Genomic DNA, 11,779 nt, shown 5'->3' with positions numbered 1-11,779 from the left:
TATGATTAAAGAATCTGAGCTAATATTAAATCCAGATGGTAGTATATATCATCTTAATTTAAAACCAGAAAACATATCTAATTACATCATTACGGTTGGTGATCCAGACCGTATAGATAGCATTACAAAACATTTTGATAATGTTGAATTTAAAACCCAAAAAAGGGAGTTTCAAACCCAAACGGGAACTTATAAAAACAGAAGAATAACGGTAGTTTCAACTGGTATTGGTACTGATAATATAGATATTGTTTTTAATGAGTTAGATGCTTTAGTAAATATAGATTTAGAAACTAGGAAGATCAAAAAAGAACACCAACAACTTACTTTTGTAAGAATTGGAACATCGGGATCTATTCAAAAAGATATTCCTGTAAATTCTTTTTTAGCGTCAGAAAAAGCGATTGGTTTTGATGGACTCCTATACTATTACGAGAGTGATGAATTCTTAGAGAAAGGTATTGCCAATAAACTTCAAGAACACTTAAATTTACATCCACATAAAGCGACACCTTATGTAGTAAATTCTAGTAAAACCCTTTTAAATCACTTTACAAAAGATGAAAAGGTTTTTAAAGGAATCACAGGTACAAACGTTGGCTTTTACGGTCCGCAAGGCCGTGTTTTGAGAGCAAGCTTACAAGATGAAAATTTTATAGATGAATTAACCAGTTTTAAGTATCAAGATTATAAAATTACTAATCTAGAAATGGAAACAAGTGGTATTTACGGTATGTCTAAGCTATTAGGTCACAGAGCGCTATCTATGAATGCAATTATAGCGAATAGAGAAACTGGAGATTTTAGTAATGATCCTTTACAAGCCGTAGAAGACCTCATTATATTTACTTTAAACAAAATGGCTACTATATAATAGGCTTTATTTAACAGAACTTTAGCCGCTAAAGGAGGGCTTAATTTGTAGTTTTGAAGAAATTATAATCTATGCTAGACCCAGAATTTAATAATCTAAAACACAGAGATCTTGATTGGTTAAACTTCAATAAACGTGTTTTACAAGAAGCGGAAGATGAAGATAATCCGCTTTATGAAAGATTAAAATTCTTAGCTATTTTTTCTTCTAATTTAGATGAGTATTTTAGGGTTAGGGTATCACAACTTAGGCAAATTAAAAGAATTAAAAAGAGTTTACGTAAAAAGCTTGCCTTAAAACCTTCTAAAAAAGTAAAACAAATTCTAAGCATAGTTTCTCAACAACAACAAGAGTTTGGTGAAATTTTTCACGATCAGATTATTCCTGAATTAGCAAAAAACAACATTCATCTTATAAATGATACGGATTTTTCTGCCGACCAAAAACAAGAAATAAATACATTTTATAAAAATAATATTGAAAAATCTCTGCAGCCTCAAATTGTAGATTTTGAAAAGGAGAAACGTATTTTTATTGAAAATAATACGATTTATTTTTTTGTGACTTTCAAAGAAAATGAAAAAGTAGGTTTTGTAAATATTCCATTAAACGATCACGGTAGATTTTATACATTTAATTCTAAGAAAGATTTTTACATCACATTTATAGACGATATTGTTCGCTATAAAATGTCATCGGTGTTTCCCAATGAAGAAGTTACAGGCATTTATGAGATAAAAATGTCTCGAGATGCAGAGTTATATATCGATGATCAATATGATGGTGTTTTAGCTGAAAAGATTTACGATTCTTTAGCTCAGCGAACAGATGGGCAACCTACACGTTTATTGTACGATGCCCAAATGCCAAAAGATTTTCAGAAAAAACTAAGAAGGCATTTAGGTTTAGGAAAAATAGATATGATGCCTGGAGGAAGGTATCATAATTTTAGTGATTTTTTCAGTTTCCCAAATCCTTCCGATAATAAAAGTTTAAAATTTGAACCTCTATCTCCTATTCCGCATCGCGAATTAGAAAATTCTCAGGATTACTTTGCTTCAATTAAAGAAAAGGATTTATTAGTTCATTTTCCTTATATGTCTTTTTCTTATGTAGAAAATTTTATAGAAAAAGCAGCAAATGATAATGATGTCACCGCAATTAAAATTTCTTTTTACCGAGTTGCCGATGAGTCTAAACTTACTACATCGCTTCTAAAAGCTTTAGAACAAGGGAAAGAAGTGACCGTTTTTATTGAAGCGAAAGCTCGTTTTGATGAAGAAAATAATATTACTTGGGGAAGAAAATTCGAGAAGAAAGGAGCTAAAGTTATTTATAGTTATCCAAAAATAAAAGTTCATTCAAAAATATTTTTCGTAGAACGAATAGAAAATGGAGAAAAATTAAGATACGCATATATTGGGACAGGTAATTTTAACAGTGAAACCAGTAAAATTTATTGTGACCACGGATTATTTACTGCAAATAAAAAAATCACCAAAGAATTAGAACGAGTATTTAAGGTTTTAGAGGGGGATCTTATCATCCCTAGAGCTAAAAACTTGTTAATTTCGCCTTTTAATACAAGAAGAGATTTCACAAAACTTATTTTGCAAGAAATAGATTATGCTAAAGCAGGGTTAGAAGCTAAAATCACTGCAAAAATGAATAGTCTTGAAGATCCAGAGATCATTAATCTTTTATATAAGGCGAGTGAAAGTGGTGTAAAAATAAGACTAATAGTTAGAGGTTTTACTTGCTTAATCGCAGGCTTACCTCAAATTAGTGAAAATATATATATTACAAGTATTGTAGATCGCTTTTTGGAACATGGTAGAATCTACCTTTTTCATAATAATGGAGAGGAAAAAATGTATTTTGGAAGTGCAGATTGGATGACAAGAAATTTAGACCGAAGAATAGAAGTTCTTGCTCCCGTTATGGATGAACAAATATTTAAGGAATTAAAGGATATTCTTGAAATACAATTAAAGGATAACCAAAAAGCAAGAATACAAGATGCCTCTGAAGCGAATGAATATGTAAAAGTTAAAAAAGGAGACGAGAAAATTAATTCTCAAGCAAAAATTTATCAATATTTAAAAGAAAAGCATTCCGCATGAAGTCAATAAGAGTTGGTGGTGTACCAGAACATTTTAATTACCCTTGGCATATTGGTTTAAAAAAAGGTTTATTTAAAGAACAAAACATAAATGTTACTTGGCAAGATTTTTACGGAGGAACAGGAGAGTTAAGTAGAGCCTTGCACAATGATGAGATAGATGTTGCGCTTGTTTTAACCGAGGGTATCATAAAAGAAATTGAAGATGGAGCACCTTTTAAAATCATTCAAGAATATATAGCTACACCACTTATTTGGGGAATTCATGTCGCAGCAGAGTCTGATTATGAGCATATGAATGAATTAGAAAACACAACTTCTGCTATTAGCAGATTTGGTTCTGGTTCTCACCTTATGACTTATGTAAACGCTAAAAATGAAAAGTGGGATACTCGAAATCTAAAATTTGAAGTAGTAAAAAACCTTGAAGGTGCTGTAAAAGCTTTGCCTAACGATGATGCTCAATATTTTATGTGGGAGCATTTTACAACAAAACCACTGGTAGATAACGGTACATTTAGAAGAATAACAGACTGTCCTACTCCTTGGCCATGTTTTGTTATTGTTAGTAAAGATGATTTTATTGCTGATAATTCTTCAGATTTAAAAAATATGCTGAATACCCTTAACGGAATTACTAAAGACTTTAAAAGCATCCCTAAAATAAGTACACAGTTGGCTAAGAACTATCAGCAAAACGAAGAAGATATTTTAGAATGGTTAGACCTAACGGAATGGAGTCAAAAGCAAATAAATTCTAAAGAAGTTAAAATTATTCAAGATCAATTGGAAGATTTAAATCTAATTACTCAAAAATCTAATTTCGAAAGCATTTGTAAATCAATAGGTTAAATAAAAAATACAACTTAATATTACTTTTGTATTAATAAATCATAAAATAAACGCAACCTTTGCAGCTTTTTTACATCTAGTAGATAAAGAACTTAGGTATGTTTATATTTTCAATTGTGTTATTTAGTCTTCTTCTTATTAATCTTTTTTTGTTTTTATTCAGTAGAAATAAAAATGAAAATATCGATACAGAGAAATACGAAGTGAAGTAGTTACCAACTTATTGGTTTTTGCTTCATTTCTTTTAAAATAGCATTAGTTTTACTAAAATGCTTATTTCCGAACCAGTATCCTCTATTTGCACTTAAGGGTGAAGGATGTCCAGAAGTTAAAATATGATGCTTTTTAGTATCTATAAGTTTAACCTTCTTTTTAGCAAAGCCTCCCCATAGCAAGAAAATTACATTTTCTCTATTCTTAGAAATCTTTGAAATAACTTGATCTGTAAACTGTTCCCAACCTTTCTTTTGGTGGCTTCCTGCTTCGTGAGCTCTAACAGTAAGTGTGGCATTTAAAAGTAAAACGCCTTGATTAGCCCATCTTTCTAGATTTCCAGTACTTGGAAATGGTTGACCAACATCTTGTTCAATTTCCTTAAAAATATTAATTAAAGAAGGTGGCATTTTTACATCATCTTTTACAGAGAAACATAAGCCATTCGCTTGGTTGACTCCGTGATAAGGGTCTTGCCCCAAGATAACTACTTTTAAATCATTAAAATGACAGTACTCAAAAGCTGCAAAAATATCACTTCCTTTTGGATAACAAATTTCAGTTTGATATTCATTTTTTACAAATGAAATTAGATCTTTAAAGTAAGATTTTTCAAATTCTTCATTTAATTGATTTTTCCAGCTGTCATGGATATTTACCTTCATAAAATTATCGTTAAATTTGCCTTACTACGAAAGTAGAAAATTGCTATGATAAAAATTACAGAAAAGACTTTAAAAGATTTAGAATTTACTACAGTTTGTAGTCAAGTTGAAGAATATTGCATTACCAATTTAGGTAAAGAAAAAGCATTAAATCTAAAACCTTTCACTTCTAAAGAAGAGACCGTATTTGCGTTACATCAAACCCAAGAATATCTTTCTTCAGATTTGCAAGAGGCTAAAATCCCTAATCACGGATTTGATCCTATTTTTAATGAAATAAAATTTCTTACCATAGAAGATAGTAGTTTGGAACTACTAGGTTTTAGACGTATTGCTGCTATTTCTCAAACAGCAAACGCTCAAATTTTATTTTTTAGAAAATATAAAGAAATCTACCCTACGCTCTACAAGACTACTAACGAGGTAGAATTTACCAAAGAAATAATCGAAGGTATAGAGTTAGTCATCGATAGATTTGGAGAAATTAAAGATAACGCCTCTCCCCTCTTACAAAGCATACGTAGGTCTATTAATAGCGTTCGCTCACAAATCAATTCTAGTTTTGTAAGCGATTTATCTAAATACCAAAGTTATGGATACTTAGATGATATAAAAGAATCTGTAGTTGATAACATTCGGGTTCTCGCTGTAAATGCGATGTATCGAAAAAAAGTAAAAGGGTCAATTTTAGGTACTTCTAAAACGGGAAGCATCATTTATATGCAACCCGAAAATACATTAAGGTACTCTCGTGAACTCAATAATTTAGAATACGACGAAAAAGAAGAAATAAATCGCATTTTAAAGCAGCTTACCGAAATTATTAGACCATATCGTCCACTGCTCATCGAATATCAAAACCTATTGAGCGATATAGATGTTATTGCTGCCAAAACAAAATATGGCAAATCTATGAATGCGGTATTGCCAAAATTGAGCAATGAAAGAGAGTTAGATATTAAGGAAGCATATCATCCGCTTCTTTATTTGAATAATAAAAAGAAGAATGAAAATACATATCCACAAAGTATAAAGTTATCAAAAGACAATAGAATAATAGTTATTTCTGGACCTAATGCAGGAGGTAAGAGTATTACGCTCAAAACGGTGGGATTATTGCAAATTATGCTTCAGTCTGGTTTATTAATTCCGGTTCACGAATATTCTCGAGTATGCTTTTTTGATAAGATATTAACCGATATTGGTGACAATCAAAGTATAGAAAATCATTTAAGTACCTATTCATACCGCTTAAAAAACATGAAGCATTTTTTAAGAAAGTGTAATGATAAGACACTTTTTTTAATCGATGAATTTGGTACAGGTAGTGATCCAGAACTGGGAGGTGCCTTAGCGGAAACTTTTCTAGAAGTTTTTTACGAAAAAGAATCTTTTGGAATCATCACTACGCATTATGCCAACCTTAAAAAAATGGCTCAAGAAACCGAAGCGATTAGCAATGCAAATATGTTATTCGATTCTAAAACATTAGAGCCCTTATTTAAACTGCATCTAGGAGAAGCTGGTAGTTCTTTCACTTTTGAAGTTGCCCAAAAAAACGGTATCCCTTACAGCTTAATCAATCGTTCTAAAAAGAAAGTAGAACGCGGCAAAATACGATTCGATAAGAGTATTGCTAAGTTGCAACAAGAACGATCTAAGCTAGCTAAAACTACTTCTAACTTAAAAGAGAAAGAACTTAAAGCTCAAGAAGAACAACAAAAGTTAGATGAAATCAATACCAGAGTTCAGCAAAAATTAGAAGGCTTTCAAGAATTATATGATAGTAATCAAAAACATATTTATTTAGGTCAGAAATTAGATGATCTAGCCGATAAATTCTTTAGAAACAATAAAAAGAAAGATCTTATTGCTGAGTTTTTAAAGCTTGTTGCGATAGAAAATTCTAAGAGAAAGAAAGAATCTAAAAAGAAAATACAAGAAAAGAAAAAGAAAGAAGAGTCGATAAAAAAAGAAGCCGTTAAGAAAATAGAGGTTATCCGACAAAAGAAAAAAGAAGAAAAAGTTAAACAAGATATCATTGAAAAAGAAGCAGCAGAGAAAAAAATCGTTTCTTTTAAAATAAATGACCGTGTTCGTTTAGAAGGAAGTCGGTCTGTGGGAACAATCGATAAAATTGAAAAAGGCAAAGCTATTATTAATTATGGCATGTTTACCTCTTCTGTTCCTATTGAGCAGATAGAACTGGTGCAAAGAGCAAAAAAATAATGGAAAATCTACCAGAAAACAAAAAAATAATCCTTTTTGATGGAGTTTGTACCCTCTGTAATAATGCTATTGATTTAATCATAAGAAAAGATCATAAAAATCAATTTGTTTTTGCTTCCTTACAAAGTGAGGCTGGAAAAAAACTCACAGAAGAACGCGGAATTGATACTTCTCAAATAGACTCCATGATTTTAATTATTCCAGGCGAAGCTTATTACATAAAATCTACCGCTGCACTACAAATCTTCAAAAGATTAAAAGGGATTATTTCGCTTACGCGGATTTTTTTACCACTTCCTCAAAGTTTTAGAGATGGTGTATATGATATTATTGCAAAAAATCGATACAAATGGTTTGGAAAAAAGGAAACATGCAGAATGCCTAGTCCTGAAGAGAAAGCTAAATTCTTAGATTAAAGCTGAAAATTTATTTTTTTAAAATAACTAACTCATAGTCAACTGCTTCTAATTTTTCTTCAGCATTTCGTTTGTCTAGTGTTTTCTTATTTTGCTGAGTTCCACAACTTGCAAATAGAAACAATATATAAATAAGTATATCTTTTTCATCTAACAGTATATCAGACTATTGTTTTTTATAGCTGTCATTCCAGTTTTTAACCAAAGGTTGATCTCTTAGCCTACCAACAGCTTTTGCAACTAACATAGACACCGATGCATCTCCAGTAACATTTACAGTAGTTCTACACATATCTAAAGGTCTATCGATCGCAAAAATAAGAGCTAGACCAGCTTCTGGAATTCCTGCTTGTGCAAGTACGATAACTAACATGACCATTCCTGCTCCTGGAACAGCGGCTGAACCGATAGACGCTAAAGTAGCTGTAGCAATGATACCTAATTGGGTTGTAAAAGAAAGATCCATACCAAATGCTTGTGCAATAAAAACTGCAGCTACAGCTTGATATAAGCTGGTACCGTCCATATTAATTGTCGCTCCAATAGGTAACACAAAACTAGAAACTTCTTTTTCGACACCTAAATGCTCCTCTACCCTTTCCATTGTTACTGGTAAAGTAGCTGCACTAGAACTTGTTGAAAAAGCTAAGAGTTGTGCAGGTGAAATTCCGTTAAGGAAAAATTTAGGAGATTTCTTAGTAAATATCCATACGATCAATATATAAACTCCTATCATCATCAACAAGCCTGAAATTACACATAACGCGTACATGGCTAAGGCCGCAAATAAATCGGCACTTGGAGATTCAACTACTAGAGCAGCTAATAGAGCAAAAACCCCATAAGGTGCTGCAAGCATAATGATATCAATCATTTTTAAAATTACTTCATTAAAGCCATCAAAAAAGGATTTTACAGGTTGGGCTGTTTTTTCTGGGATGAGAATAAGTCCTATTCCAAAGAAAATAGCAAAGAAAATAACTTGTAACATATTAGAGTTACTAGAAGAAGCTCCAATTATATTTCCTGGAACAATATCTACTAAGGCCTGTAAGGGTCCTGCATTTTTTTGCTTTTCAGCATCTTGTCGTTTTAAATCTGCTTCTCCTCCATAACTTGCTACTAATTCTTCTCTAGTTTCATCGGTAATGGTGTTACCTGGTTTGACTAAGTTTACTACTCCTAAGCCAATAGAAACAGCAATTACGGTAGTAGCGATGTAGGTAAGAATGGTTCGGGCTCCCATTTGGGAAAGTTTAGATATATCTTTTAAATCTGATACTCCTTTAATTAATGAAGCCAAAATTAACGGTACAGCTATTAATTTTAAAGCATTAATAAAAATGGTACCGAAAGGTTTTATCCAATCATTGATAAAACCCGAACCCCATTCAAAGTTACTTAAAATCAATGCGAATATAACTCCGAGAGCCATTCCTGTTAATATTTGCCAGTGTAATGCTAATTTCTTCATTTAAATAAAAATAATTTTATGAATTAAATCTTCTTTGTAATAAAATAAAGTCTGCTAAAACCAATGCTGCCATAGCTTCAACTATAGGAACAGCTCTAGGAACCACACAAGGATCGTGTCTCCCTTTACCTTGCATCTCAACAGTTTCTCCTTTATTATTTATGGTAGTTTGCTTTTGAATTAAAGTGGCAACAGGCTTAAAGGCTACGTTAAAATAAATAGGCATTCCGTTAGAAATCCCGCCTTGAATGCCTCCACTATAATTGGTAGTGGTTTTTTTACTAGATGTAAATGCATCATTATGTTCACTACCTCTCATTTTTGAACCTTCAAAACCGCTACCGTATTCAAATCCTTTTACAGCGTTTATAGAAAGCATTGCCTTTCCTAAATTGGCATGTAATTTATCAAAAACAGGTTCTCCCAAACCGGTCGGGACATTTTCAATGACACAAGAAATAATTCCGCCAAGGCTATCTCCCTCTTTTTTAACAGAAGTGATTAAAGATTCCATTTTTGAGGCTAGATTAGCATTAGGACATCGTACTATATTGTTTTCGATCTCATTAAAATCTATAGGATCCTTTTTAGTTAGCTGAATTTCACCTACCCCACTTGTATAAGCAGTGATTTTGATATCGGTTAGAAAAAGTTTTGCAATGGCACCCGCTACTACTCTGCAAACGGTTTCTCTAGCACTAGACCTTCCTCCTCCTCTATAATCACGTTCGCCATATTTCTCGTCATACGTAAAATCGGCATGGCTAGGTCTGTAAACGTCTTTTATGTGATCATAATCTTTAGATTTCTGATTGGTGTTTTTAACCACAAAACCAATTGGAGTTCCTGTAGTTTTCCCTTCAAAAATGCCTGAATAAAATTCTACTTCATCGGCCTCCTTTCGTTGAGTAACAATTTTTGACTGACCTGGTTTCCTTCTTTTTAATTCTTTTTTAATAAAATCGAAGTCTATAACAACTCCCGAAGGACAACCCTCAATAATACCCCCTAATGCTTCTCCGTGAGATTCGCCAAAGGTGGTGAGTTGAAATAATGTACCAATAGAATTTCCTGCCATGAGCAATTTTTAACAAATGTAAATTTTTAGAAAGATAATTAAAAGTTCTAGTTAACTAAACTTTAATATAAAAAATACAGATTAGATATAACTTTTTGTTTAACAACACTTAATACTATAGAAATAATAAGCCTTTAAATAAAACTCATCTTTGCATGTAAATTGATGGCTAATGAAAAAAAGAAAAGTTGAACTCGTTGTAATTTCTGATGTGCATTTAGGTACTTTTGGATGCCACGCAAAAGAACTTTTACTTTATTTGAATAGCATAAAGCCTAAGAAACTGATCTTAAATGGGGACATTATAGATATTTGGCAATTTAGAAAACGTTATTTTCCCAAATCACATCTCGAGGTTATAAAAAAAATTATAGACCTTTCAGCTAATGGAACTGAAGTGATTTATATCACAGGAAATCATGATGATCTTCTTAGAAAGTTTTGTGATGTTAAAATGGGAAAGATTTCCTTGGTAAATAAAGTGGTGCTTAACCTTGACGGAAAAAAAGCTTGGTTTTTTCACGGAGATGTATTTGATGCTTCTATACAAAACGCAAAATGGCTTGCAAAGCTTGGGGGTTGGGGCTATGATATTCTTATTTTAATTAATAGGTTTCTTAATTGGTGGTTATTAAAGTTTAAAAGAGAAAAGTTCTCTCTTTCTAAGAAAATTAAAAATGGTGTAAAAAAAGCAGTAAAACATATTAATGATTTTGAAGAAGTAGCTTCAGATTTAGCGATAGAAAAGAACTATAAATATGTGGTTTGTGGTCATATTCATCAGCCTCAAATTGTACGAAAGGTTAATAGAAACGGAACTTGTTTATATTTAAACTCAGGAGATTGGGTAGAAAACCTTACTTCTTTAGAGTACCATCAAAAGCGTTGGAAGTTGCATCAATTCCGTAAAGAAGATTATGCAAACCTTTACCAAGAAGAAATTGAAAAGAATGTAAAAACCGAATTTCAGGATTTATTAGCTGCTATAACTATTACCACTCCTAAAAAAGGAAATTAAAAAAAATCTATATATTTGGGGAAATTATAACCCTATGAAACTACGAATATTAAGTATCGCTTTGGTGATGATCAGTCTATTTTCATGTTCATCAGATGATACATCTATGAACGATACCAACAACAGTGATTATTTCCCGTTAACTACAGGCAATGAATGGAATTACAGCAACTCCTCCCAAACTCAAGAAGAGCAAGAAGTTACCGATGACGAGATGCTCACAATAACTTCAGAAAATGACAATGCTTATGCTTTTAATTCTTCTGCAGATCCATTAGAAAGAGGGATCATTACTGGTATTTTGGCAAATGGTAATCTTTCAAAACAAAATGGTCAATTAGTCTATAATGGAGAGTATGTAGTAGATCTTAGTCTTTATAATTTAGACAACTTAACCATACCGCTTACAGATTTGGTCGTGTATGATATCAATGCTTCTGCTGGTGAAAATCTATCTAACATTTCAAATACCATCGACCAAACTTTTAATATTCAAGGTCAAGCAATCCCCTTAGTTATAGAGTATTCTTTAAATACACAGCAAAATGAAATTTTGGAAAGTTATAATGTAAGTGGAACTTCTTATGAAAATGTTTTAAAATCTAGCGTTTCATTAACTCTAGAAGTTAATGCTGATATCATGGTATCAATCCCACTCTTAGAAGAGCAAGAAGTGTTAACTTCTTCAAATTATTACGCAGAAAATATCGGACTTATATATAGCGAAAATCAAGCTAATTACAATTTTGAAGACCTTTCTCAATTTGGCGTTCCTAATATGGACCTAACAAGTATAGATTCATCACAATCTATTGAATCATATGTAGTTGAATAAACT

At 31.9% G+C, this 11,779-nt stretch carries 10 protein-coding genes; 7 read left to right on the top strand and 3 right to left on the bottom strand.

Going from position 1 to position 11,779, the window contains the following annotated elements; translation table 11 throughout:
- Position 1 precedes the first annotated feature (1 nt).
- From LX95_RS04265 to LX95_RS04255, 3 genes are all read left to right on the top strand, one after another.
- Positions 2 to 874: a nucleoside phosphorylase gene (locus LX95_RS04265; RefSeq protein ID WP_111540199.1), complete on the top strand. Its 873-nt coding sequence runs from the start codon at positions 2 to 4 to the stop codon at positions 872 to 874.
- Between the two features lie 71 nt (positions 875 to 945).
- On the top strand, positions 946 to 2,997 hold the full coding sequence (ppk1, locus tag LX95_RS04260) for a polyphosphate kinase 1 (protein WP_111540198.1): 2,052 nt from the start codon (positions 946 to 948) through the stop codon (positions 2,995 to 2,997).
- On the top strand, positions 2,994 to 3,848 hold the full coding sequence (locus LX95_RS04255) for a substrate-binding domain-containing protein (RefSeq protein WP_111540197.1): 855 nt from the start codon (positions 2,994 to 2,996) through the stop codon (positions 3,846 to 3,848). Before ppk1 ends, LX95_RS04255 begins: the two co-directional genes overlap by 4 nt.
- 212 nt (positions 3,849 to 4,060) lie before the next feature.
- On the opposite strand, the gene LX95_RS04250 is transcribed toward LX95_RS04255, so the two are convergent.
- Positions 4,061 to 4,726 (bottom strand): uracil-DNA glycosylase, encoded by a 666-nt coding sequence (locus tag LX95_RS04250; RefSeq protein WP_111540196.1) that lies wholly within the window; start codon positions 4,724 to 4,726, stop codon positions 4,061 to 4,063.
- 45 nt (positions 4,727 to 4,771) lie between these two features.
- Between LX95_RS04250 and LX95_RS04245 the strand changes: the two genes are divergently transcribed.
- Complete coding sequence (locus LX95_RS04245; RefSeq protein WP_111540195.1) at positions 4,772 to 6,955, top strand: endonuclease MutS2; 2,184 nt, start codon at positions 4,772 to 4,774, stop codon at positions 6,953 to 6,955.
- A complete protein-coding gene (locus LX95_RS04240) occupies positions 6,955 to 7,371 on the top strand; it encodes a thiol-disulfide oxidoreductase DCC family protein (RefSeq protein WP_111540194.1) in 417 nt (138 codons plus the stop codon). The genes LX95_RS04245 and LX95_RS04240 overlap by 1 nt, the downstream gene beginning before the upstream one ends.
- Before the next feature lie 166 nt (positions 7,372 to 7,537).
- Here the strand turns inward: LX95_RS04240 and LX95_RS04235 are convergent, their stop codons facing one another.
- Together LX95_RS04235 and aroC are read right to left on the bottom strand one after the other, a co-directional pair.
- Positions 7,538 to 8,845: a dicarboxylate/amino acid:cation symporter gene (locus LX95_RS04235; protein WP_111540193.1), complete on the bottom strand. Its 1,308-nt coding sequence runs from the start codon at positions 8,843 to 8,845 to the stop codon at positions 7,538 to 7,540.
- Between the two features lie 16 nt (positions 8,846 to 8,861).
- Positions 8,862 to 9,923, bottom strand: a complete 1,062-nt coding sequence (gene aroC / locus LX95_RS04230) for a chorismate synthase (protein ID WP_111540192.1) — start codon at positions 9,921 to 9,923, stop codon at positions 8,862 to 8,864.
- Positions 9,924 to 10,095: 172 nt separating this feature from the next.
- Here aroC and LX95_RS04225 point away from each other — a divergent pair, with 172 nt between their 5' ends.
- Positions 10,096 to 10,941 carry a UDP-2,3-diacylglucosamine diphosphatase gene (locus tag LX95_RS04225; protein ID WP_111540191.1) on the top strand — a complete coding sequence of 282 codons (846 nt, stop codon included), beginning with the start codon at positions 10,096 to 10,098 and terminating at the stop codon, positions 10,939 to 10,941.
- 34 nt (positions 10,942 to 10,975) lie between these two features.
- Positions 10,976 to 11,776, top strand: coding sequence for a hypothetical protein (locus LX95_RS04220; RefSeq protein ID WP_146240735.1), 801 nt, complete (start codon positions 10,976 to 10,978; stop codon positions 11,774 to 11,776).
- Positions 11,777 to 11,779: the final 3 nt, after the last annotated feature.

This window comes from Mesonia algae, assembly GCF_003253545.1.
Taxonomy (GTDB): domain Bacteria; phylum Bacteroidota; class Bacteroidia; order Flavobacteriales; family Flavobacteriaceae; genus Mesonia; species Mesonia algae.
The sequence above is the reverse complement of the archived record's forward strand: the minus strand, read 5'-3'. Positions and strand labels throughout refer to the sequence as shown.

Coding starts and splice junctions, on each gene's coding strand:
- LX95_RS04265 (WP_111540199.1), top strand. CDS start 2: ATGATTAAAGAATCTGAGCTAATATTAAATCCAGATGGTAGTATATAT.
- ppk1 (WP_111540198.1), top strand. CDS start 946: ATGCTAGACCCAGAATTTAATAATCTAAAACACAGAGATCTTGATTGG.
- LX95_RS04255 (WP_111540197.1), top strand. CDS start 2,994: ATGAAGTCAATAAGAGTTGGTGGTGTACCAGAACATTTTAATTACCCT.
- LX95_RS04250 (WP_111540196.1), bottom strand. CDS start 4,726: ATGAAGGTAAATATCCATGACAGCTGGAAAAATCAATTAAATGAAGAA.
- LX95_RS04245 (WP_111540195.1), top strand. CDS start 4,772: ATGATAAAAATTACAGAAAAGACTTTAAAAGATTTAGAATTTACTACA.
- LX95_RS04240 (WP_111540194.1), top strand. CDS start 6,955: ATGGAAAATCTACCAGAAAACAAAAAAATAATCCTTTTTGATGGAGTT.
- LX95_RS04235 (WP_111540193.1), bottom strand. CDS start 8,845: ATGAAGAAATTAGCATTACACTGGCAAATATTAACAGGAATGGCTCTC.
- aroC (WP_111540192.1), bottom strand. CDS start 9,923: ATGGCAGGAAATTCTATTGGTACATTATTTCAACTCACCACCTTTGGC.
- LX95_RS04225 (WP_111540191.1), top strand. CDS start 10,096: ATGAAAAAAAGAAAAGTTGAACTCGTTGTAATTTCTGATGTGCATTTA.
- LX95_RS04220 (WP_146240735.1), top strand. CDS start 10,976: ATGAAACTACGAATATTAAGTATCGCTTTGGTGATGATCAGTCTATTT.